Source organism: Hymenobacter puniceus (assembly GCF_014333525.1).
Classification (GTDB): domain Bacteria; phylum Bacteroidota; class Bacteroidia; order Cytophagales; family Hymenobacteraceae; genus Hymenobacter.
The window spans coordinates 24996-46440 of sequence record NZ_JACSCX010000010.1; the positions used below are offsets into that span (position 1 = coordinate 24996).

The 21445-nt window shown below is 60.7% G+C and carries 20 protein-coding genes and 1 tRNA gene; 5 read left to right on the forward strand and 16 right to left on the reverse strand.

All coding sequences use genetic code 11. The features are described 5' to 3' along the window. Positions 1-46 precede the first annotated feature (46 nt). The 3 genes from H8B14_RS19565 to H8B14_RS19575 form a co-directional block, all read right to left on the reverse strand. Positions 47-541: a hypothetical protein gene (locus tag H8B14_RS19565; RefSeq protein WP_187317365.1), complete on the reverse strand. Its 495-nt coding sequence runs from the start codon at positions 539-541 to the stop codon at positions 47-49. Positions 542-728: 187 nt separating this feature from the next. After that, a complete protein-coding gene (locus tag H8B14_RS19570; protein ID WP_187317410.1) occupies positions 729-1583 on the reverse strand; it encodes a (Fe-S)-binding protein in 855 nt (284 codons plus the stop codon). A gap of 188 nt (positions 1584-1771) precedes the next feature. Continuing rightward, entirely contained in the window at positions 1772-3160 is a 1389-nt protein-coding gene (locus H8B14_RS19575) for a 4Fe-4S dicluster domain-containing protein (RefSeq protein ID WP_187317366.1), read from the reverse strand. 179 nt (positions 3161-3339) lie between these two features. Between H8B14_RS19575 and H8B14_RS19580 the strand changes: the two genes are divergently transcribed. Further along, positions 3340-3412 (forward strand) — tRNA-Phe (locus H8B14_RS19580). A 420-nt stretch (positions 3413-3832) separates the two neighbouring features. Here the strand turns inward: H8B14_RS19580 and H8B14_RS19585 are convergent. The 13 genes from H8B14_RS19585 to H8B14_RS19645 all read right to left on the reverse strand — a co-directional run bounded on the left by H8B14_RS19585 (position 3833) and on the right by H8B14_RS19645 (position 16473). Beyond that, the gene (locus H8B14_RS19585) at positions 3833-4594 is read right to left on the reverse strand and encodes an enoyl-CoA hydratase/isomerase family protein (RefSeq protein ID WP_187317367.1); all 762 of its coding nucleotides are present in this window, start codon (positions 4592-4594) and stop codon (positions 3833-3835) included. A gap of 187 nt (positions 4595-4781) precedes the next feature. Beyond that, on the reverse strand, positions 4782-6833 hold the full coding sequence (paaZ, locus tag H8B14_RS19590; RefSeq protein WP_187317368.1) for a phenylacetic acid degradation bifunctional protein PaaZ: 2052 nt from the start codon (positions 6831-6833) through the stop codon (positions 4782-4784). A 378-nt stretch (positions 6834-7211) separates the two neighbouring features. Then, entirely contained in the window at positions 7212-8417 is a 1206-nt protein-coding gene (gene pcaF / locus H8B14_RS19595) for a 3-oxoadipyl-CoA thiolase (protein ID WP_187317369.1), read from the reverse strand. A gap of 95 nt (positions 8418-8512) precedes the next feature. Then, a complete protein-coding gene (locus H8B14_RS19600; RefSeq protein ID WP_187317370.1) occupies positions 8513-8803 on the reverse strand; it encodes a GIY-YIG nuclease family protein in 291 nt (96 codons plus the stop codon). A 126-nt stretch (positions 8804-8929) separates the two neighbouring features. Further along, positions 8930-9367 carry a hydroxyphenylacetyl-CoA thioesterase PaaI gene (gene paaI / locus H8B14_RS19605; RefSeq protein WP_187317371.1) on the reverse strand — a complete coding sequence of 146 codons (438 nt, stop codon included), beginning with the start codon at positions 9365-9367 and terminating at the stop codon, positions 8930-8932. Further along, the gene (locus tag H8B14_RS19610) at positions 9348-10523 is read right to left on the reverse strand and encodes a 3-hydroxyacyl-CoA dehydrogenase NAD-binding domain-containing protein (RefSeq protein ID WP_187317372.1); all 1176 of its coding nucleotides are present in this window, start codon (positions 10521-10523) and stop codon (positions 9348-9350) included. The genes paaI and H8B14_RS19610 overlap by 20 nt, the downstream gene beginning before the upstream one ends. Positions 10524-10725: 202 nt before the next feature. Beyond that, a complete protein-coding gene (locus H8B14_RS19615; protein WP_187317373.1) occupies positions 10726-11511 on the reverse strand; it encodes an enoyl-CoA hydratase-related protein in 786 nt (261 codons plus the stop codon). A gap of 161 nt (positions 11512-11672) precedes the next feature. Then, positions 11673-12194 carry a 1,2-phenylacetyl-CoA epoxidase subunit PaaD gene (gene paaD, locus H8B14_RS19620; protein WP_187317374.1) on the reverse strand — a complete coding sequence of 174 codons (522 nt, stop codon included), beginning with the start codon at positions 12192-12194 and terminating at the stop codon, positions 11673-11675. 99 nt (positions 12195-12293) lie between these two features. Next, positions 12294-13094: a 1,2-phenylacetyl-CoA epoxidase subunit PaaC gene (paaC, locus tag H8B14_RS19625; RefSeq protein ID WP_187317375.1), complete on the reverse strand. Its 801-nt coding sequence runs from the start codon at positions 13092-13094 to the stop codon at positions 12294-12296. 3 nt (positions 13095-13097) lie between these two features. After that, positions 13098-13385: a 1,2-phenylacetyl-CoA epoxidase subunit PaaB gene (paaB, locus tag H8B14_RS19630; RefSeq protein ID WP_044004358.1), complete on the reverse strand. Its 288-nt coding sequence runs from the start codon at positions 13383-13385 to the stop codon at positions 13098-13100. A gap of 137 nt (positions 13386-13522) precedes the next feature. After that, a complete protein-coding gene (gene paaA / locus H8B14_RS19635; protein ID WP_187317376.1) occupies positions 13523-14479 on the reverse strand; it encodes a 1,2-phenylacetyl-CoA epoxidase subunit PaaA in 957 nt (318 codons plus the stop codon). Positions 14480-14695: 216 nt separating this feature from the next. Beyond that, the gene (paaE, locus tag H8B14_RS19640) at positions 14696-15775 is read right to left on the reverse strand and encodes a 1,2-phenylacetyl-CoA epoxidase subunit PaaE (protein WP_187317377.1); all 1080 of its coding nucleotides are present in this window, start codon (positions 15773-15775) and stop codon (positions 14696-14698) included. 107 nt (positions 15776-15882) lie between these two features. Next, positions 15883-16473, reverse strand: a complete 591-nt coding sequence (locus H8B14_RS19645; RefSeq protein ID WP_187317378.1) for a TetR/AcrR family transcriptional regulator — start codon at positions 16471-16473, stop codon at positions 15883-15885. Between the two features lie 632 nt (positions 16474-17105). On the opposite strand from H8B14_RS19645, the gene H8B14_RS19650 reads away from it, so the two are divergent. The 4 genes from H8B14_RS19650 to kdpA all read left to right on the forward strand — a co-directional run bounded on the left by H8B14_RS19650 (position 17106) and on the right by kdpA (position 21296). After that, positions 17106-18458, forward strand: a complete 1353-nt coding sequence (locus H8B14_RS19650; RefSeq protein ID WP_187317379.1) for a sigma-54-dependent transcriptional regulator — start codon at positions 17106-17108, stop codon at positions 18456-18458. 440 nt (positions 18459-18898) lie between these two features. Next, positions 18899-19252 (forward strand): DUF7674 family protein, encoded by a 354-nt coding sequence (locus H8B14_RS19655; protein WP_052346111.1) that lies wholly within the window; start codon positions 18899-18901, stop codon positions 19250-19252. A 135-nt stretch (positions 19253-19387) separates the two neighbouring features. Further along, on the forward strand, positions 19388-19465 hold the full coding sequence (kdpF, locus tag H8B14_RS21425) for a K(+)-transporting ATPase subunit F (RefSeq protein WP_125422174.1): 78 nt from the start codon (positions 19388-19390) through the stop codon (positions 19463-19465). A 130-nt stretch (positions 19466-19595) separates the two neighbouring features. Further along, the gene (gene kdpA, locus H8B14_RS19665) at positions 19596-21296 is read left to right on the forward strand and encodes a potassium-transporting ATPase subunit KdpA (RefSeq protein WP_187317380.1); all 1701 of its coding nucleotides are present in this window, start codon (positions 19596-19598) and stop codon (positions 21294-21296) included. The last annotated feature ends 149 nt before the right edge of the window (positions 21297-21445 follow it).

Below are 21445 nucleotides of genomic sequence, written 5' to 3' on the forward strand. Positions count from 1 at the left end.
CCTAATAATACTAAGTTTGTACAGTATAATAGTCGTAAAACAAAAATTAGCCGACCGATTCAAAGTAACGAGCCAGCCAGGTTTGGCTGGCAGGGGCCGGAAACGACGACTGCAGCCTTCCTTTCTGAGCTATGGTAGCGTCGAAATAGGGCGTGTCTGGGGTGAGTTGGCCTGTAGCAATTGCGTCACGTAGCTGCGGCCGGCTCAGCAGTTGTATCTGCCCGCCCACCAGAAACGCCATGCGCGACTTTTCCAGCAACGACACCCCCAAACCGTCCTCGATACTGCGTACGAATCGAACGGAAGCATCAATCGAGCAGCCACTGGCATCCGCCACAGCCTCGTCCAGCCCAACAATCAGAAACTGCTGGTGCAGCACGTCAGCCGATGCCGCCAGTGCGCGTCCGTGGCTGGTCCACTCATCAGCGAAACGGCATAACGCCGGTTGCAAATCAGCTATTTCATTGGCTGTAAAAGGGCGGTTGGCTTGATAAATCCAGATGCGGGCAGAGGCCGGCAGCTGGTCAAAGGAAACGTACATAGGCTAGGGTAGTAAAGACGCCGACAACAGAGACTTGGCAAACAACACATGCAGCCAGCTACGAGTACAAAGAAACAGCCCCGCCGGGAAGTTCCGGGCGGGGCTGTTTGAGTTGAGCAATATTAGTTGGCCATTGTTTACCGTCAGCCGCAATTCTTGCTATAGGAATAAGCTGACAAACAACTCACTAAGCGTTTAGTCCTTCGGCAGAAGCAATGAGCTCCGCCAGGTCAAACACCTGCACATCTTGTTCCCGGTCCTTGTTTTTGACGCCGTCGGCCATCATGGTCATGCAAAACGGGCAGGCCACCGCAATGACGCTGCCGCCGCGGTTGGAGCCGGCGGGTAGCACGGGAGCCGTACTTTCTACGCCGTGCAGGCTCAGCAGCACATCGGCGTCGCCGTCGAGAGTAGCCAGGGCTTCTTCGGCCCGTTCAATGTTCACGTCCTTTTTGCCGGGCTCGGGCTCTTTCCACATCTGGGCGCCGCCGGCGCCGCAGCAGAGGCCGTTGGTTTTGCAGCGCTTCATTTCCAGCAGGTCGGCATCAAGCACTTCCAGCACGTCGCGGGGTGCTTCGTAGATGTTGTTGGCTCGGCCCAGGTAGCAGGAATCATGGAAAGTGATGCGGCGGCCCTTGAACGACTCGCCGCCTTTGGCCGTCACCTTGCCCTCGTTGATGAGCTGCTGCAGAAACGTGCTGTGATGAATCACCTCGTACTCGCCGCCCAGGGCAGGGTACTCGTTCTTGATGGTGTTGAAGCAATGCGGGCAGGCCGTAACTACCTTCTTGATGCCATAGCCATTGAGCGTGGCAATGTTGGTCATGGCTTGCATCTGAAACAGAAACTCGTTGCCGGCACGCTTGGCCGGGTCGCCAGTGCAGGATTCTTCCATGCCCAGCACGGCGTAGCTCACACCTACGTGCTCCAGAATGCGCACAAAGGCGCGGGTTACACGCTTGTATCGGTCGTCGAAGGCGCCGGCGCAGCCTACCCAGAAGAGAATTTCCGGGGATTCGCCCCGGGCAGCCAGGTCGGCCATCAGCGGAACGGATACAGGACGCTTGGCAGTTTGCTCAGCCATTGTAGGAAGTGGTTATTTTTTGTGTTGTAAAACCGTCATGCTGAGCGCAGCCAGAGGTGCGGTCGAAGTATCTACTGCTTTGTTGCACTAGCGAAGACGAAGCAACAGAGATGCTCCGGCAAGCTCAGTAGGACGTTCTGGGTTTTCTAAGCCGTTGCCGGCGCTTTTTCAGTCACGAACAATTCGTCGGCCCAGTTGAAGCGGTCCGAAGGCGAAAAGGCCCAGGGAGCCCCGTTGTTTTCAATGTTGCTGAACATTACGTTCAGCGAGTTAGGCGCCGCCGACTCTTCCAGCACCAGAAAACGGCGCATCTCAATGATGCTTTCCAACGGATTGATGTTTACCGGGCAGGCTTCTACGCAGGCGTTGCAGGTAGTGCAGGCCCACAACTCTTCGGGCGTCACATAGCCGCGTAGCAGCGTGTGGGTTTCCTTGTCGAGCTGCTCTTGCTGGGCGTGCTTGGCGTCCTTGCCGTAGAGGTTGGGGTTGAAAATCAGCGGTGAGTTGTACTTCTCCTCCACCCTGTCGCGCGTGTCCATGATAATTTTACGCGGCGACAGGAGCTTGCCGGTGAGGTTGGCCGGGCACACCGAGGTGCAGCGCCCGCACTCAGTGCAGGAGTACGCGTTGAGCAGGTTGGTCCAGGCCAGATCGTCCACGTCTTTGGCCCCGAAGGAGGTGGGAGCCGCCTCTGCGCCTTCCGAAACCACCGGCACCTGATAGGTGGGGTCCATCATGGCCTTCACTTCATGCGTAATGCTGTCCACGTTCGAGAACTGACCTTGCGGCATCATGCGCGAGAAGTACACGTTTGGGAAAGCCGTGATGATGTGCAGGTGCTTGGAACTGGGCAGATAGTTCAGAAACAGCAAAATGCCGATAATGTGCGCCCACCAACCTACACGTTCCAGCACGTGCAAAGCCGTCACGTTGTCGGGCATCAGGCCCGTGAGCAGGCTGCTGATGGGGAACGTGCCCGGCAAATCCAGGCCCTGCACCTGATGCAGCTTCAGGTCGGCGGCGTTCATCGTGAACAGGGCCGTCATCAGGACTACCTCTATATAGAGAATCACATTGCCATCAAGGCGGGGCCAGGCGCGCATTTCAGGGCCGGTGAAGCGGCGCACCTTGTTCACGTTGCGGCGCCACCAGAAGGCAGCCACAGCCAGAATCACCAGCGCAGCCAGCATTTCGTTGGTGGCCATCAGCACATCGTAGAGTGGGCCGAGGAAGCTGAGCACCCGGTGCGTGCCAAACAGTCCGTCGATGACGATTTCAATCACCTCGACGTTGATAACCAGAAAGCCCACGTACACGATAAGGTGCAGAAAGGCCGGCGTAAGACGCTTGAACATTTTCTGCTGCCCGAAGGCCACAAGCAGCGTTTTCCACAGGCGCTCTTGCACGTGGCCACTCATGTCCCGGTCGCGCCCGACGAGGATATTAGCCCGAATCTTCCGCGCCTGCCAGGCAAACAGGCCAAAGCCCGCTACCGCGACCAGTAGGAAGAGGATGTTTTGGATGGAGAAATGCACAGGAAAGGGTAGGTTTGGGGTTCAAGCCGAAATATACTCGGTATGCATAACAAATTACAGCTTTTGTTGGCATACTTTCCGGCCGCAATATTTTTTCGGGATACGGCTTGCAGGTTGCAAATGGTTTACTACTTTTGTGCTCCCCAATAGCAATAACGGTTTGCGGGGCGCCCAGAGCTGGTAATGTAGCTCAGTTGGTAGAGCACAGCACTGAAAATGCTGGTGTCGTTGGTTCGATTCCAATCATTACCACTAAAAACCCTCTTTGCAAAACGCGAAGAGGGTTTTTTTGTTTTTCAGCGGCTCTCTATACTGCTACGAATACAATAAAGCTCACTTATTTAGTTGCAATTGCTATTATTATTAGTATTTTTGAGTACTGTACGTTCTGAATATTTCCCACGGCTATGCAACAGAGTCTCAGCTACTAAGTGCACTGTCAGGTAACGATGGCCCGGACAGATTGCGGAGAAATAGTAGCCGCCGAACACATTGAACACCAGCTGTTAAGCAGCACAGGCGAGATAAGCGAGGTATTTGCCGATCTTTACGAGCAGTTCCGCGGACCGTGTCTGGTAGGCCTGCAAATCGTATCTATCCAAAGCTGCCAAGCCAAACAACTACAGGCAGCGTAAGGGTAGCGCGGGCTGTAGCCCACGCTACCTATCAAACCTACCGACCCTTAAACTTCCGGATAGCGTCGCGGGTGAAGTCGGATAGCACAAGGCGGCCGCTGATAGCGGCACGCTCGGGCAGCAGCGTATCCCAATGGTCGGTGCCCTGCCAGATGACGCGTTTCAGATCGGTGAGGGCCTCGGGGTTGTAGGCAGCCAGCTTGCGGGCAAAGGCCAGCACGGCCGCATCTAGAGTTTCAATAGAGTCGTGCAGCTCGGCGTAGAGGCCTTTCTGCAGGGCCCACTCGGCGGGGCGGAACTCACCGGCATCGAGGGCCAGCTGGGCAAAGGCGGCCGTACCAATCTTGCGCTCCACGGCCGGCCCCACCACAAACGGCCCGATGCCGACCACCAGCTCACTCAGCTTCACGCTGGCGTTAGTGGTGGCAAAGCAGTAATCGGTGGCGGCGGCCACGCCCACGCCACCGCCAATGGCCTTGCCCTGCACCCGCCCGATGATGATTTTGGGCGAAGTTCGGCAGGCGTTAATCACCTTGGCGAAGCCAGAGAAGAACTCCAGGCCCTGGGCGGCGTCCTCAATGGCTATTAGCTCATCGAAGCTGGCCCCAGCGCAGAAGGTCTTCTCGCCCTCACTTTCCAGAATGATGACTTTGGTGGCTTCATCCTGGGCGGTCTGGGTGATGGTGGCGGCTAGCTGGGTGAGCAGCGCGCCGGGCAGGGAGTTGTGTGAGGGGTGGAAGAAGCGAATGGTGCTGATGCCTTCCGCGGTGGTGTGGGTGGTAACGGTTCCTGTGGTCATGGGGGAATTGAGTTGTAAAAAGAACGTCCTGCTGCAAATAGCCCGTCCTGCTGAGCTTGCCGAAGCATCTCTACCGCTTCGTTGCAGTAAGTGACCCAACGAAGCGGTAAAGATGCTTCGGCAAGCTCAGCAGGACGGTTAGCCTCTGGCGAGATGCTTCGCTCTACTCTGCATGACGTTTTAGAGGCTACTCCTGGTCTTTCTTTTTCACCATCGTCAGAATGGTGGCCACGGCTACGGTTTCGCCGGTTTCGTCGGACACGTCTACAAGCCAGCGCACGATGCCTTTGGCTACATCCTGCTCGTCGCGCTTTTCCTGGGCTATTTTTTCCTTCACGGTGAGCTTCACGCCGATGGTCATGCCGGGGTAGACGGGCTTGGTGAAGCGGCACTCATCGAGGCCGTAGTTGAGCAGCACGGGACCTTTGCGCGGGTCCACGAACATGCCGGCGGCCTTGCTGAGCACGTAGTAGCCGTGGGCCACGCGGCCCGTAAACAGCGTGCCGTCCAGGGAAGTGGCATCCACGTGGGCGTAGAAATTGTCGCCGGATACCTGCGCGAAGTTGGTGATGTCGGCCTCCGACACGGTGTGGCGGTGGGTGGTGTAAGTCTGCCCGATTTCCAGCTCCTCGAAGTAGTGCTGGAAGGGGTGCTTGTCTTTCTCGATCTGCTTGGCCTTGGGCTGGTACACCTGCGTGATGGCCGTAATCATGCTGGGTGAGCCCTGGATGGCCACGCGCTGCATGAAGTGCTCCACGCCGCGCAGACCGCCCATTTCCTGGCCGCCGCCGGCCCGGCCGGGGCCGCCGTGCACCAGCAGCGGCAGCGGCGAGCCGTGGCCGGTGCTTTCCTTGGCTACCTCGCCGTTGAGCACCAGAATGCGGCCGTGGTGCGTGGCCGCGCCCAGCACAAACTCGGTGGCGGTGGCGGGGCTGTTGGTGGCCACCGAGCACACCAGCGAGCCGCGGCCCATGTTGGCCAGCTCGATGGCTTCGCCCACGTTTTTGTAGGGCATGAGCGTACTCACCGGCCCGAAGGCCTCAATTTCGTGCGAGTCGGTGAACTTGAACGGCTCGGAGTTCAGCAGCACAATCGGCGACATGAACGCGCCGGTTTTGCAGTCGCCACCGATAACCTGCACGTTGTCCAGGTCGCCGTACACGATGGGCGTGTTCTGGGCCAGGCGCTGCACCTGCTCGCGCACGCGCTTCACCTGGTCGAGGCCGGCCAGCGCGCCCATGCGCACGCCCTCGGCCTGCGGATGGCCCACGGTGGTCTGGGCCAGGGCCTTGCCCAGGGCAATCTGCACGTCTTCCACCAGGTTTTCGGGCACGATGATGCGGCGGATGGCGGTGCATTTCTGCCCGGCTTTGGCCGTCATTTCCTTGCGCACTTCCTTGATGAACAGGTCGAACTCCACGGTGCCGGGCACGGCGTCGGGGCCCAGTACGGCGGCGTTTAGCGAGTCGGCCTCCATGTTGAACGGCACCGATTCGGCCAGAATGCGCGGGTGGCCCTTGAGCTTGCGGCCGGTTTCCGCCGAGCCCGTAAACGTGACGACATCCTGGTACGTGACGTGCTCGAGCAGGCCGTGGCCCGTACCCACCACCAGCTGCAGCGCGCCCTCCGGCAGAATGCCCGACCGGATGATTTCGCGCACCACGGCCTCGGTGAGGTAGGCCGACGGCAGGGCCGGCTTCACAATGGCCGGCATGCCCGCCAGCAGGTTCACGGCAATCTTCTCCAGCATGCCCCAGATGGGGAAGTTGTAGGCGTTGATGTGCACGGCCACGCCCTCCTTGGGCACCATCAGGTGGTGGCCCATGAAGTTGCCGGCCTTCGACAGCGCAATCGGGTCCGACTCGGCGTAGAACGGCGTATCGGGGAATTTGCGGCGCAGGGAGGCGTTGGCGAACAGGTTGCCGATGCCGCCTTCGATGTCAATCCAGGAGTCGGCGCGGGTGGCGCCGCTGCGGTAGCTGAGGGTGTAGAAATCCTCCTTCTTGCTGTCGAGGTGCAAAGCCAGGGCCTTGAGCATGCGGCCCCGCTCGTGGAAGGTCATGCGGCGCAGCACGGGGTTGCCCACGCGGCGGCCGTAGTCGAGCATGGCCGCGAAGTCGAGCCCCTCGCCGTCGGCAATGGCCACCACCTCGCCGGTGGAGGCGTCGTAAAGTTCGTGCTGGTCGCCGGAGCCCGCCGTCCAGCGGCCCAGGGCGTAGTTTTCGAGTAGTTGTGCCATTGGTGGAAGTTGCCTCACGGTTGCCTCACCCCCTAACCCCCTCTCCGGAAGAGAGGGGGGACTAGTTTTCTAGCTTTCTATCTGGGTGGGTTGTGATGTTTGTGGGTGGGAAGTTTGGGGTGTAGAGACGCAATATCTTGCGTCTAGTCGTTACTGAGGTTGTTGGGGAGTGGGCGGTTTCAGGTCGTTCAACGGGGGAGACGCGAAGTGTCGCGTCTCTACATCGTGCTTGGGTATTGCAAACTAAGGCAAACGGCTCTTTTGTGCGCCGTTCTAACGTCGTCAACCACCCCTAACCCCTCCTTTCCAAGGAGGGGAACTAGCTCTAGAGAACTAGTTCCCCCTCTCTTTTGGAGAGGGGCCAGGGGGTGAGGCGAACTACGCCCGCTCCAGCACTACCGCGTAGCCCTGGCCTACGCCGATGCACATCGTCACGAGGGCGTAGCGCTTGTGCTGGCGGTGCAGCTCGCGGGCGGCGGCGTTGAGGATGCGGGCGCCGCTCATGCCCAGCGGGTGGCCCAGGGCAATGGCGCCGCCGTTGGGGTTCACGCGCGGGTCGTTGTCGGCGAGGTGTAGGGCGCGTAGGCAGGCCAGGCTTTGGGCGGCGAAGGCCTCGTTCAGCTCAATTACGTCGATGTCGTTGAGGGTGAGGCCGGCGCGTTGCAGGGCCTGCTGACTGGCCGGCACCGGCCCGATGCCCATGATGCGCGGCTCCACGCCGGCCACGCCCATGCTCACGATGCGGGCCAGCGGCGTGAGGTTGTGCTGCTTGATGCCGTCTTCCGAAGCCAGCAACAGGGCTGCCGCGCCGTCGTTGAGGCCGGAGGCGTTGCCGGCCGTGACGGTGCCGGTTTTGCGGAACGCCGGGCGCAACTTGCCGAGGCCTTCGAGGCTGGTGTCGGGCTTCAGGAACTCATCTGCGGCGAAAAGCAGCGGCTCGCCTTTGCGCTGCGGAATGGGCACCGGCGCAATTTCCTCGGCCAGACGACCAGCCTGCTGAGCGGCGGCGGCTTTCTGCTGCGAGTGGAGCGCAAACTGGTCCTGGTCGTCGCGGCTGATGTGGTACTGGTCCACCAGGTTTTCGGCGGTTTCGCCCATGGCGTCGGTGCCGTAGAGAGCCTGCATCTGGGGGTTGATGAAGCGCCAACCGAAGCTGGAGTCGTACATCTGCGAGTCGGTGCCGAAGCCTTTGCTGGGCTTGGATACCACCAGCGGGGCGCGCGTCATGTTCTCCACCCCGCCCGAAATAAACAGGTCACCGTCGCCGCTGCGGATGGCGCGGGCGGCGGCAATGCTGGCCGAGAGGCCGGAGGCACAGAGGCGGTTCACGGTTTCGCCGGGCACAGTGGTGGGCATACCGGCCAGCAGCAGGGCCATACGGGCCACGTTGCGGTTGTCTTCGCCGGCCTGGTTGGCGCAGCCCAGCAGCACATCGGCCACGGCGGCGGGGTCGAGGCTGGGGTGGCGGCGCAGCAGCTCCCGGATGGCGTGGGCCGCCAGGTCGTCGGGCCGAACGGCCGCGAGTGTGCCCCCAAAGTTGCCAATGGGCGTCCGGATTCCGTCGATGAGGTAGGCTTGGGTCATGGGGTGGATGGTGATAGGGAAGGGAAAAGAGGGAAGAACGTCATGCTGAGCGAAGGCGCAGCCGCAGTCGAAGCATCTCTACCGCTTTGTTGAACTTAGCCAGTCCAGGTTTCTAGGTCAATTGCCTCCCAAGTTGGGTTAAACGCGGTAATCAATGCGTCTTTCTTCCGGCGGGTCCAGCCTTTTAGTTGCTTTTCTCGCGCTATAGCTTGGGTTGCGTCAGGGCATATTTCAAAGTAAACCAGCAAATCTGCCTGATACCGTCCGGTAAATTTTCCGGCGTCGCCCCGCCCGTTGCTGTGCTCGTAGAGTCGGCGATTAAGGTCGTTAGTAACACCGATATACAGAACGGTTTGAGTTTGATTAGTCAGGATGTAGACATACATATGGCTGTTGTTAGACCGTCATGCTGAGCTTGCCGAAGCATCTCTACCGCTGACTAACTCCTGACATGCGAACGAAGCGGTAGAGATGCTTCGACTTCGCCTCTGGTTTCGCTCAGCATGACGTTCTCACAGCACCTCCTTGCTCGTCCGGTAGGCGGTGCCTTTGAACAGGGCCAGTGGGGTGCCGTGCTGGTTGGTGAGGCGCAGCTGGTACACCCCGATTTTGTGCTTGAGGCTTTCCTCGCGGGCTTCCACGGTGATGAGGTCGTCGGGACGGCCGGGTTCGAGGAAGTCGATGGTGGCGCTGAGGGCCACGCTTTGGCGGCCGTGGCTGTTGCAGGCGAAAGCAAAGGCCGAGTCGGCAGCGGCGAAGGCTACGCCGCCGTGCAGGATGCCGAAGCCGTTGAGCATCTCGGGGCGCACCCGGAACTGCAGGCGGCAGTAGCCGGGGCCCATTTCCTGCACTTCCAGCCCCAGCCAGTGGCTGAAGGCATCGTGCTGCAGCATCTGGTCTTTCACGGCTTCGGCGCGCTGCACAGCGGCGCTAGCGGGCAGCTGGCTCATGCTGGGCGAACGTGTGGTTGGTCCGGACGAGGCGGCGCAGCAGTGGGCTGGCGCGGTAGCGGTCCTCGTGGTAGTCGGCGTAGAGGTCGTCGAGGGTGGTCAGCACGTTCTGCAGGCCCAGCTCATCGGCCCAGGCCAGCAGCCCTTTGGGGTAGTTTACGCCCTTGGTCATGGCCAGCTCCAGGTCTTGGCGGGAAGCCACGTTGAGGGCCAGCGCGTCGGCGGCTTCGTTGATGAGCATGGCCAGCACGCGCTGCACGATGTGGCGGCCCAGAGCTTCGTCGCGGGTGGGCTCGGGCGGGGTGGCGCCGTCGCGGTAGTCGTAGAAGCCGCGGCCCGATTTACGGCCGTAGTAGCCAGCCTCGAACAGGCGTTTCTGGGTGAAGCTGGGCTTGTAGCGCGGGTCGAAGAAGAACGAGGTAAACACCGACTCTGTGACGCGGTAGTTGACGTCGTGGCCAATGAAATCCATTAGTGCAAACGGCCCCATGCGGAAGCCGCCCAGCTCGGTCAGGGCCCAGTCGATGGTGGCCATATCGGCCACGCCTTCTTCCAGCAGCCGGATGGCCTCGCCGTAGAAGGGTCGCGCTACACGGTTCACGATGAAGCCCGGCGTGTCTTTGCACAGCACCGGCAGCTTGCCCCAGCTCTGCACCAGTTGGCGGATTTCCTCGGCCAGCCCGGCGCGGGTCTGCACCGCCGGAATAATTTCCACCAGCTGCATCAGCGGGGCCGGGTTGAAGAAATGGATGCCGATAAACCGCTCGGGCCGCTGGCAGGCCGCCGCAATGCTGGCAATCGACAGCGAGGACGTATTGGAGGCCAGCACGCATTCAGGCGTCACCACCAGCTCCACTTCTCGGAACAGTTGCTGCTTCACGCCCAGGTCTTCCACAATGGCTTCCAGCACCAGTCCGCAGTCAGCAAACAGGTTGATATCAGTGGTGGGCTGCACGCGGGCCGCGGCGGCTTCGGCGGCCTCCGGGGTGATTTTACCTTTCTCCGCCAGCTTCTGCAAGCCGCCGCGGATGCCGGCCACGGCCCGTTCCAGCGCGGCCGTGTTCTGGTCGAGCAGGCGCACCGGGTGGCCGGCCTGAGCCACCACCTGCGCAATTCCCGCCCCCATAGCCCCGCTCCCGATAATTCCGATGGTCATTCTTTTAGTGCTTAGTGCCTTGTACTTGGTGCTTAGGTGAACGTCATGCTGAGCTTGCCGAAGCATCTCGCGTGCTGACGTTGCTATAGTAATCAGATGGTACCCGCTCCGTAGCCCAGGGTTTAAACCCTGGGCTAGTGAAGCAACGTCAGCACGCGAGATGCTTCGACAAGCTCAGCATGACGTTCTTTTCTGCTCAGAATTACTGCCCCGTAAACGTCGGCTGGCGCTTTTCCATGAAGGCCGAGACGCCCTCTTTGTAGTCGGCGGTGCTGCCGGCGCGCAGCTGGTAGTCGGCTTCGGCGCGCAGCTGCTGGGTGAGGGTGTTGGAGAAGGTACCGTTGAGCAGCTGCTTGGTGTAGGCGAGGCCCTTGGTGGGCATGGCGGCCAGCTTGCGCACCAGCACGTCTACTTCGGCGTCGAACTGGTCGTCAGCAAACGTCTTGTAGATCATGCCCATCTGCACGGCTTCCGGGGCCGATACTTTGTCGCCGGTCATCATCAGGGCGGTGGCGCGCTGCAGGCCAACGAGGCGGGGCAGGAAGTAGGTGCCGGCGCTGTCCGGAATCAGCCCGATTTTGCTGAACGCCTGAATGAACGAGGCCGACTCGCGGGCCACCACAATGTCGCAGGCCAGGGCCAGGTTAGCGCCCGCGCCGGCAGCCACGCCATTCACGGCGGCCACTACCGGCTTGTCCAGGGCCCGAATCAGCTCCACGATGGGGTTGTAGAGCTTCTCCACAATCTCGGCTACCTCGGGGCTGTCGGGGCCGGTAATTTCCGCCAGATCCTGGCCGGCGCAGAAGGCTTTGCCGGTGCCGGTGAGCAGCACGGCGCGCACTTCGGGGTTCTGCTGGCACTCGCGCAGCCGCTGCTGCAAAGCCAGCGCCACTTCCTTGTTGACGCTGTTGAACACCTGCGGCCGGTTGAAGCGGATGGTAGCCACGCCGGCTTCGAGGGAGAAGAGTAGGGAGGAAGTTTCGGACATAGTTCGGGAGTAGGGTGGGACAGGATGAAAAACGGCCGTCATGCTGAGCGCAGCCGGAGGCGAAGTCGAAGCATCTCGCGTGCTGACGTTGAATTACCGTTGCAACGTCAGCACGCGAGATGCTTCGGCAAGCTCAGCATGACGTTCTTATACCAGTTGCATCACGCGTGGCACTTGAAGTAGTCGAAGGGCTCCAGGCAGTCGTCGCACTGGTAGTGGGCTTTGCAGGCGGTGGAGCCGAACTGGCTGACCAAGTGGGTGTGGGTGGACTTGCAGAGTGGGCAGCGTACGGCTGTATCGGCCCCGAACAGGTTGAGGACGTGGCCGGTAGCGGTGCCATCCACGGGCGGGGCAATGCCGTAGTCTTCTAGCTTCTGGCGGCCGGCCTGGCTCATCCAGTCGGTGGTCCAGGCGGGGCTGAGCTGGTTGTGGATGTGCACCTGCGTGATACCCTCGGCCAGCAGCCGCAGCCGGATTTCGGTGGCAATGACGTTCATGGCCGGGCAGCCTGAGTAGGTGGGCGTGATAGTGATGTGCACCTGCCCATCGTCGTCCACCCGCACCCCGCGCACGATGCCCAGATCCAGGATGCTGAGCACCGGCACCTCAGGGTCGGAAACCTCTTCCAGCAGCTGCCATATTTTGGCTGTTAGCTGTTGGCTGTTAGCTGTTAGCTCGTTCATAAACGTATTCCTGACAATCGGATGCTGATGGATATCGGCTGCTATTCGGGTGAGCCAAGGCTAATAGCGAATAGCCAGCAGCTAACAGCCAGCAAGACGCTACCACTGCATGCCCGGGTACGTGCGCTGCATGTACTGCAGCTCGGCCAGCAGGTAGCCCAGGTGCTCGGAGTGGCGGCCGTCTTTGCCGCCTTGCTGGGCAAACACGTTTTCCGGCACGGGCAGCGTGGCTTCCTCGAATACGCGCGCGACGTGAGTGTTTATCTGCTGCTGCAACGGAGCGTAGTCGGGCACGAGGCCGGCGGCCTGCAGGGCTTGCTCGGTGGCGGTAGGCGTGGTCAGCTCGCCGCCGAAGCGCCACAGGTTGCGGATGGCCTTCTCGATGCGCCGCCGGCTCTCGTCTGTACCGTCGCCGAGGCGAATCACCCACTCCGAGCTCCACTTGATGTGGTAGGCTGCCTCCTTCACCGATTTCTCGGCAATGGCTGCCAAGTGGGCGTCGGGGCCCAGCTGCAGCTGGAGCAGCAGGTGGTAGTGGAAGGCATCGTAGATGAACTGCCGCACGATGGTGTGGGCGAAGTCCTGGTTGGGCTGCTCCACCAGCAGCGGGTTGCGGTACTCCACGGCGGGCCGCAGGTAGGCCAGGTCGTCTTCGGTGCGGCCCTGGCCTTCCAGCTCGGCGGCGTACTGGTAGTAGCTGCGGGCCTCGCCCAGCAAATCCAGCGCAATGTTGGCCATGGCCAGATCCTGCTCCAGAATGGGGCCGTGGCCGCACCACTCGCTCAGGCGGTGGGCCAGAATCAGGCTGGTATCGGCCAGCTGCAGCACGAAGGGCAGCATTCGACGCTGCGTTTCGGTGACAGTGGCCAGGGCCGTCGTGGGCGTGAAGTCGTCCGTCATCGGTTACATGTGCTTGATGGAATCCGGCACCTGGTAGAAGGTCGGATGGCGGTAGATTTTGTCGTTGGCGGGCTCGTAGAAGGCAGCCGCATCGTCGGGGTTGGAGGCGTGCACGTGCGTGCTTTCCACCACCCAGATGCTCACGCCTTCGAGGCGGCGCGTGTACACGTCGCGGGCGTTCTGGATGGCCATGGTGGCATCGGCGGCGTGGAGGCTGCCCACGTGCTTATGGTCGAGGCCCTGTTTGCTGCGGATGAAAACTTCCCACAGCGGCCATTCTTGTTGCGTCATATTCTAGTGCTTAGTAGCACGTCATGCTGAGCTTGTCGAAGCATCTCGCGTGCTGACGTCGGATTACTATTGCAACGTCAGCACGCGAGATGCTTCGACAAGCTCAGCATGACGTGCTTGACAATTGAAGTTCAGACCTAAGCGGCCGACTTGGCCAGCTCGCGGCCGGCGCGTTTGGCGGCGTGGGCCAGGGCGGCTTCGCGCACCCAGGCGCCTTCTTCCCAGGCATCTACGCGGGCCTGCAGGCGCTCCTGGTTGCAGAGGCCGTTGCCTTTCACCACGTTCCAGAACTCCTCCCAGTTCACCTCACCGAAATCGTAGGCCTGGCGCTCCTCGTTCCAGCGCACCTTCTCATCGGGCACCGTGAGGCCCAGGAACTCGGCCTGAGGCACCATCATGTCCACGAATTTCTGGCGCAGCTCGTCGTTGGTGAAGCGCTTGATGCGCCACTTCATGCTTTGCTCGGTGTTGGGCGAGTCGGCATCCTTGGGGCCGAACATCATCAGGGTAGGCCACCACCAGCGGTTGAGGGCCTCCTGGGCCATGGCTTTCTGCTCGGGCGCGCCTTCGCACAGGGTCTGCATAATCTCGAAGCCCTGGCGCTGGTGGAAGCTTTCCTCCTTGCACACGCGCACCATGGCGCGGGCGTAGGGACCGTAGCTGGTGCGGCACAGCGGCACCTGGTTCAGAATGGCGGCCCCATCCACCAGCCAGCCCACGCAGCCCATATCGGCCCAACTCAGGGTAGGGTAGTTGAAGATGCTGCTGTATTTGGCCTTGCCCGAGTGCAGGTCGGCCAGCATCTGGTCGCGGGTAGTGCCCAGGGTTTCGGCGGCCGAGTAGAGGTAGAGGCCGTGGCCGGCTTCGTCCTGCACCTTGGCCAGCAGAATGGATTTGCGCTTCAGCGAAGGGGCACGGGTAATCCAGTTGCCTTCGGGCAGCATGCCTACCAGCTCGGAGTGCGCGTGCTGCGAAATCTGCCGGATCAGCGTCTTACGGTACGCCTCGGGCATCCAGTCCTTGGGCTCGATGCGCACATCGGCATCAATGCGGGCCTGAAACTGTTCTTCCTGGGTGAGTTCTAGGGTTTCCATGCGCCTTCAACAAAGGTTAACTAACAATCGTTAGTTAAATGTAAGGAAAAATTTGGGCTGCTGGCCTGCAGCATCTTAAAAGAACGTCATGCTGAGCGAAGCCGGAGGCGAAGTCGAAGCATCTCGCGTGCAGCAGTAATCAAATTAGTATTACAACGTCAGCACGCGAGATGCTTCGGCAAGCTCAGCATGACGTTCTATTTACGAGGCCATCGATTACTGGTCGAAATCCACCACTACGCGCTCCGAGGTGGGGCGGGCCTGGCAGCTGAGGACGTAGCCCTGGGCCACTTCCTTTTCGGAAAGCGAGTAGTTCACGTCCATTTCCACGGTGCCTTCGGTCACGCGGCAGCGGCAGGTGCTGCACATGCCGTTCTTGCACGAATACGGCGCGTCGGCCCCGGTTTCGAGCACGGCGTCCAGAATCGTGTCGCCGTAGTACGACATTTCCAGCACGCGCTTCGTGCCTTCCAGCTGCACCGTTACTTGGCTGTGCTTGTCGTCGAGGCCGGCGGGGCGCTGGGCCTGGCGGGCGGCGGCTTTCTGGGCGCCGGCGGCCGGGGCAAACAGCTCAAAATGCACTTTCTCGGGCGCAACGCCGGCTTCCAGCAGCACGCTTTTCACCTCCAGAATCATCTCCTCGGGTCCGCACAGAAACACTTCGTCGATGTTCCGGGCCGGGATGATCTTATCTAAGAACACGCGGGCTTTGGCGCCGTCGATGCGGCCGAACAGCAGGTCGGTGTCGCCCTGCTCGCGGCTGAGCACGTGGTATACGCTCAGGCGCTGCAAAAAGCGGTTTTTCAGGCCCTCAATCTCCTCCTTGAAGATGATGGAATTACGGCCCCGGTTGCCGTAGATGAGTGTCACGCGGCTGTCGGGCTCGGTCAGCAACACCGTTTTCAGAATGGACAGCACCGGCGTGATGCCCGAGCCGGCCGCGAACAGCACGTACTGCTTGGCCTGGTCGGCGTGCAACTCGGTGGTGAAATGGCCCATCGGCGGCATCACTTCCAGTTCGTCGCCCACGCGCAGCTGCTGCACCGCGTGGGTGGAAAAGCGCCCTTCCGGCACCTGCTTGATGGCCACGCGCCATTCGCCTTCCAGCGGGCTGCTGCAGATGGAGTAGCTGCGGCGCACTTCCTCGCCGTTCAGGTGCCGCCGAAACGTGAGGTACTGGCCCTGCCGGAACCGGAACGTGTCGCGCAGCTCGGCGGGCACGTCCAGGGCCACGCTCACGCAGTCGGGCGTTTCGCGGGTGATGCTCTTGACTTTAAGCGTATGAAAGCGGCTCATTTTTTTAGTGCTTCGTGCGTAGTGCTTGGTGCTTAATGACTGGGGCTTTGTCCGCTCTTATCTTCATTGCCAGAATGATCTAAGCACCAGGCACCAGGCACTAAGCCCTATAAATCCTGTTTCTTCAACCCCGACAGGAGCATGGTGATGATGTTTTCTTCGAGCTCTTCGGCCGTGACGCCGCGGCCCGGGCGGTACCACAGCTCCACCCAGCGCACCGCCGACAGAATGGTAAACAGGGCCACCGACACGTTTACGGGCTGCAGCTCGCCGGCTTCGATGCCCTGCTCGATGAGGGCCGCGAAGCCTTTTTCGTAGTTTTTGCGGGCTTCCTTGAACTCGGTCAGGCGGGGCTCGGGCAGGTACTTCCAGTCGTTGTTGGCCACCGACACGGCCGCGCCGTCTTCCACCATCAGGCGGATGTGCAGCCGGATCAGGGCCTTGATCTTGTCGACGTACGAGGCTTCGGTGCGCTCGATCTCGGCCAGTTGCGAGATGTACGTATTGGATACGTGAAAGCAGATATGGTCCAGCAGTTCATCCTTGGAACTGATGTGGTTGTACATACTGGCTGCTTCCATGCCCACCTGCGCGCCCAATTCACGCATAGAAGCACCGCCGAAACCACGCGCCTTGAACAGCTTAGCGGCTTCCTCCAGAATTATCTGGCGTTTATTGGACTTTGTTTTTTTGGCCATTGAGCACTGAAACATTGCTTCGGGATAACCGCATAGTGCATCCACCACTAATTGAGCAGCGGCCTAATTAGGTATCGAATCCTGATCTGCAAGGTGCTCAAAAGTACATAGCTCTAACCCACAAACAAACATTCGTTAGTCATATCACATACAAAATTCCGGCTTTTATAAAATCTACAAAATCTATTAAAATCATGATAATCAGCACAATAATGGTATTTTATAAATATAAAGTGAGTGAATACTCACCAAAAAAGCAACTACTCACCATGCTCGACGCGAATCTTTGCTTAATATTGTTCCGGCTAACACACGGTGAATCCCCCCCACTGGGTGTTAGTAAATTCCCACACCCTGATTACCCGGATGTCCGCCCCACCCCATCCGGTTCCTGTTCACCGAAAACCGTAATCCCTGCTTAGCGGGTTGAGACATGGTTATCGAATTTCTACCCCGGCCGAAGTGGATTAATTTCCGCTTCGGCCGGGCTGTTTTTGGGCCTTTTGGCAGACTGGGTAGGCTATTGGTTGGCAGAATACTGGTTGCGGCTGGCAGCATACGTACCGGGCAAAATTCCGGGCCTATCAACTGGGCAGCTACCTTCGCGGCACCTCCCTCCTATCGCTCCGCCCATGCCCACCGGAACCCTGCTGATCATCGACGACGAAACCAGTTTGCGCCAGATGCTGGCCCGAGTGCTGGAGTTGGAAGACTACACCGTGCTGCAGGCCCCCGATGCCCGTCGCGGCCTGGAAACGCTGCGCCAGCACGCCGAGGACGTATTGGTGGTGCTGAGCGACGTGAAGCTGCCCGACGGCTACGGCCTCGACCTGCTGCCGCGCTACCGGCAGCTGGCCCCCCTGGCCGAAGTCATTCTGATGACGGCCTACGGGACCATCCCCGACGGCGTGCGGGCCATGAAGGAAGGTGCCTTCGACTACCTGACCAAGGGCGACTCCGACGACCAGCTGCTGGTGGTAGTGGAGCGCGCCGCCGAAAAAGCCCGCCTGCAGCGCCGCGTGGCCGACCTGGAAAAGAAAGTGGGCGCCCAATACAGCTTCGACAGCATGATCGGCCGCTCCCAGGCGCTGCTGCAGGCCCGCAAGCTGGCCGAGCGCGCCGCCCCCACCGACAGCACCGTGCTGCTGGAAGGCCCCACCGGCGCGGGCAAAGAGCTGTTTGCCCAGGCCATTCACCAAGCCAGTCCGCGCCGCAGCAAGCCGTTCGTGGCCGTGAACTGCTCGGCTTTCCCCAAGGATTTGCTGGAATCGGAGCTGTTTGGTTACAAGAAGGGCGCGTTTACGGGCGCGCTGACGGACAAGAAAGGGTTGCTGGAAGAAGCCAACGGCGGCACCTTGTTCCTGGACGAAATCGGGGAGCTGGAGCTGAATGTGCAGGCCAAGTTCCTGCGGGTGCTCGAAACCCAGCAGTTCACCAAGCTCGGCGACACCCGGCCCACCAACGTGAACGTGCGCATTGTGGCCGCCACCAACCGTAACCTACGCCAGGAAGCCGAAGCCGGCCACTTCCGGCCCGATTTATACTACCGGCTGGCCGTGTTTACGGTGCCGGTGCCGGGCCTGAACGAGCGGCGCGAGGATGTGCCCCTACTGGCCGAATACTTCCTCCAATTCTTCGCCGGCAAGCTGCGCCGCCGCCTGCGCGGCCTCGAGCCCGAGGTACTGGAGCAGCTGCGCCGCCACGACTGGCGCGGCAACGTGCGGGAGCTGAAAAACGTGCTGGAGCGCGCCGCCATCCTCGCCGACGGCGACACGCTCACCACCGACGACCTGCCCGCCGAGTTCCACTACCTGCCCGCCGCCCCCACCACCGACGAAGCCTCCGATAACAGCCTGCGCACCCTGGAAAAGCGCCAGATCCGGCAGGTGCTCCACGATACCGGCGGCAACAAAATGGAAGCCGCCCGCCAGCTCGGCATCGGCACCAAAACCCTCTACCGCAAAATCCAGGAGTACGGGCTGTAGAGACGCAACATCTTGCGTCTCGTCGTTGAACGACGCCGCCTGCGTCCCAGGGCTGAAGCCCTGGGCTACGTAGTGCCCGCCCGTCCTCACTCACTAACCCAGGGCTTCAGCCCTGGGGCTATAAGGACCGGCACCCCACCAAACCGGGTTATTCTGACCGCCACACCGGGTCAGAATGACCCAGTTTTTTTGTGCCCGGAGCGCGGGGTGGGAGAGTGATGAAAATATTTTTATCTGATAATCAGATTGATGTAGCGAAAGTGGTGGTGAGTAGCTGGATGTGGGCCCGGATTGGCAAGAAGCCGCCCGAGCCATTCGTCGATTCGGCAAACGGACCGAACCGGGGCCGGTGCTGGGGTGCCTGACAACCAGCCCAGCGCCATGCCCCGCCGACGCACGGCTCACTCACGGACCCGCTCCACTTCTTTTCATCTCGTCAGATGACTTCTTCTTCCGAAACCGCCACCCTGCTGCTGGAAAGCTTCCCCGAACTGGGGGCGGAACTGCAGGTGCCGGCCACGCGCCAGAGCCTGTACCGGCAGCTGAGCTGCTTTGCCACCTTCACCCGCGAAGCCGCCGAGGCCGGCCAACTGGCCCTGCTCAAGCGCTGCTTCGAGGTGGCCGACCGCCTGCTGCGCCAGGGCGACGCTTACCTGGCCCGCGCCATCGAAAACGTGTACCTGCACTGCCTGCACCTCGATGGCAGTACCTACGGCAACCAGCTGGCCCGCCAGCTCATGCCCAGCCGCCTCTACCAGACTTATCACTATCCGCACACCACCATGCTGCCCTAGGGCCGCTGCTTTTCCGCCTTGCCAATGGCTCCGCTCCTGATGATTCCCGTGCTCACGGCCGCCGGCCTGGCCGGTTTCTGGCTCTTCTACAAGTCCGTCGATTTCTTCGACCAGATCTAACCCCGTCGCGCCATGATGGTCACCCTGTTTTTCCTCTCCCTCGCCACGTTCGGCTACCTCTGCTACGTGCTGCTGCGCCCGGAGCGCTTCTAGTTGTCAGTTGCTGGTTGTCAGTTGTCAGGCGCTGGTTATCAAGCGGTTTATCCTGCCTGATAACGATAAAGTCGACAACTGACAACGAATAACTAGCAACTGACAACCAATAACTGACAACTCACCGAAAATGAACAACGAACTACTCAGCATCGGCGGAATATACCTCGTTACGCTGGTGCTGGCCCTGCCGCTGGGCGCGTATCTGGCCCGGGTGTTCCGGGGCGAAAAGAACCTGCTCGACTTCATGCGGCCCGTCGAGAATGGCATCTACCGGCTTTCGGGCATTGATGCCCGCCGCGAGATGACGTGGCAGCAGCACATGGTGGCGCTGCTCACCATCAACTTGGTGTGGTTCCTGCTGGCCATGCTGGTGCTGTGCACCCAGGGCAGCCTGCCGCTCAACCCCGACGGCAACCCCTCGATGTCGCCTGACTTGGCCTTCAACACGGCCATTTCCTTCCTGGTGAACTGCAACCTGCAGCACTATTCCGGCGAGTCGGGCCTGTCGTACCTCTCGCAGATTATGGTGATTACCTTTCTGCAGTTTGTGAGTGCCGCTACCGGCATTGCGGCGGCCGTGGTGGTGTTCAACGCCCTCCAGACGCGCACCACCGAGAAGCTGGGCAACTTCTACGACTACTTTGTGAAGAGCCTCACCCGCCTGCTGCTGCCTGGTTCGCTGCTGATTGCCCTCATCCTGGCCTTCAACGGCACGCCCATGACGCTGCAGGGCAAGCAGGAGCTGATTTCTTTGCAGGGCGATTCGGTGGCCGTGAGCCGCGGGCCGGTGGCCGCCATGGTGGCCATTAAGGAGCTGGGTACCAACGGGGGCGGTTTCTACGGCGCCAACTCGGCCCACCCCCTCGAAAACCCCAACTTTATCACCAACGCCGTCGAGAATATTGCCCTGGTGATTATCCCGATTGCCATGGTGTTTGCGCTGGGCTTCTACCTGAAGCGCCGCAAGCTGGCCTACATGATTTTTGGGGTGATGACGGTGGGTTTCGTGGCCCTGCTGGCCCCCACGGTGTACTATGAGATGCACGGTAACCCCGCCATTGCCAAGCTCGGCGTCGACCAGGCGCTGGGGGCCATGGAGGGCAAGGAAATCCGCCTCGGAGCGGCGGCTTCGGCCTACTGGAGCATCACCAACACCATCATTAGCTGCGGCTCGGTGAACTCCATGCACGACTCGTTTATGCCGATTTCGGGCATGAGCCAGATGCTGGGCATGATGACCAACGCCTTCTATGGCGGCTGCGGCGTGGGTTTGCTCAACTTCTTCGCCTACCTGATTATTGCCGTGTTCATTGCCGGCCTGATGGTGGGCCGCACGCCCGAGTTGCTGGGCAAGAAGATTGAGGCCCGCGAGATGAAAATTGCCGTCATCGTGACGCTGCTGCACCCGCTGCTGATTCTGGCGGGCACGGCCCTCACGGCTCACCTCTACGCCGGCAACCCCACCGAGTACAGCGGCTGGCTGGCCAACCCCGGCTACCACGGTTTCTCTGAGATGCTGTATGAGTTCACCTCCGCCTCGGCCAACAACGGCTCCGGCTTCGAGGGCCTCGGCGACAACACGCCGTGGTGGAACATCAGCACGGGCGTGGTGCTGCTGCTGGCCCGCTTCCTGCCCATTGTGGGCCCGGTAGCCATTGCCGGCCTGCTGGCCCGCAAGAAGTACGTGCCCGAAAGTGCCGGTACCCTGCCCGCCGACACGGCCACCTTCGGGGTGATGGTGCTGGCCGTCATCGTCATCATTGCCGCCCTGGCCTTCTTCCCGGCCCTGGCCCTAGGCCCGCTGGCCGAGCATTTCTCGCTGTACTAACCTGCTTTAGAGCTTAGAAGTGAGAACTGAGAGCTTAGAATTCAGAGGTGATAACCAAAATCGTGGTTTGTATTCATCTCTGCTGCCGAGCCCTGAGTTCTAAAATATCACCTCTAAGTTCTCATTTCTAAGCTCTGAGTTCTAAAATC

Bases quoted from the DNA above. Each gene is read 5' to 3' on its own strand.
- H8B14_RS19565 (WP_187317365.1), bottom strand. From the start codon at position 541: ATGTACGTTTCCTTTGACCAGCTGCCGGCCTCTGCCCGCATCTGGATT.
- H8B14_RS19570 (WP_187317410.1), bottom strand. From the start codon at position 1,583: ATGGCCGACCTGGCTGCCCGGGGCGAATCCCCGGAAATTCTCTTCTGG.
- H8B14_RS19585 (WP_187317367.1), bottom strand. From the start codon at position 4,594: ATGACCACAGGAACCGTTACCACCCACACCACCGCGGAAGGCATCAGC.
- paaZ (WP_187317368.1), bottom strand. From the start codon at position 6,833: ATGGCACAACTACTCGAAAACTACGCCCTGGGCCGCTGGACGGCGGGC.
- pcaF (WP_187317369.1), bottom strand. From the start codon at position 8,417: ATGACCCAAGCCTACCTCATCGACGGAATCCGGACGCCCATTGGCAAC.
- H8B14_RS19600 (WP_187317370.1), bottom strand. From the start codon at position 8,803: ATGTATGTCTACATCCTGACTAATCAAACTCAAACCGTTCTGTATATC.
- paaI (WP_187317371.1), bottom strand. From the start codon at position 9,367: ATGAGCCAGCTGCCCGCTAGCGCCGCTGTGCAGCGCGCCGAAGCCGTG.
- H8B14_RS19610 (WP_187317372.1), bottom strand. From the start codon at position 10,523: ATGACCATCGGAATTATCGGGAGCGGGGCTATGGGGGCGGGAATTGCG.
- H8B14_RS19615 (WP_187317373.1), bottom strand. From the start codon at position 11,511: ATGTCCGAAACTTCCTCCCTACTCTTCTCCCTCGAAGCCGGCGTGGCT.
- paaD (WP_187317374.1), bottom strand. From the start codon at position 12,194: ATGAACGAGCTAACAGCTAACAGCCAACAGCTAACAGCCAAAATATGG.
- paaC (WP_187317375.1), bottom strand. From the start codon at position 13,094: ATGACGGACGACTTCACGCCCACGACGGCCCTGGCCACTGTCACCGAA.
- paaB (WP_044004358.1), bottom strand. From the start codon at position 13,385: ATGACGCAACAAGAATGGCCGCTGTGGGAAGTTTTCATCCGCAGCAAA.
- paaA (WP_187317376.1), bottom strand. From the start codon at position 14,479: ATGGAAACCCTAGAACTCACCCAGGAAGAACAGTTTCAGGCCCGCATT.
- paaE (WP_187317377.1), bottom strand. From the start codon at position 15,775: ATGAGCCGCTTTCATACGCTTAAAGTCAAGAGCATCACCCGCGAAACG.
- H8B14_RS19645 (WP_187317378.1), bottom strand. From the start codon at position 16,473: ATGGCCAAAAAAACAAAGTCCAATAAACGCCAGATAATTCTGGAGGAA.
- H8B14_RS19650 (WP_187317379.1), top strand. From the start codon at position 17,106: ATGCCCACCGGAACCCTGCTGATCATCGACGACGAAACCAGTTTGCGC.
- H8B14_RS19655 (WP_052346111.1), top strand. From the start codon at position 18,899: ATGACTTCTTCTTCCGAAACCGCCACCCTGCTGCTGGAAAGCTTCCCC.
- kdpF (WP_125422174.1), top strand. From the start codon at position 19,388: ATGGTCACCCTGTTTTTCCTCTCCCTCGCCACGTTCGGCTACCTCTGC.
- kdpA (WP_187317380.1), top strand. From the start codon at position 19,596: ATGAACAACGAACTACTCAGCATCGGCGGAATATACCTCGTTACGCTG.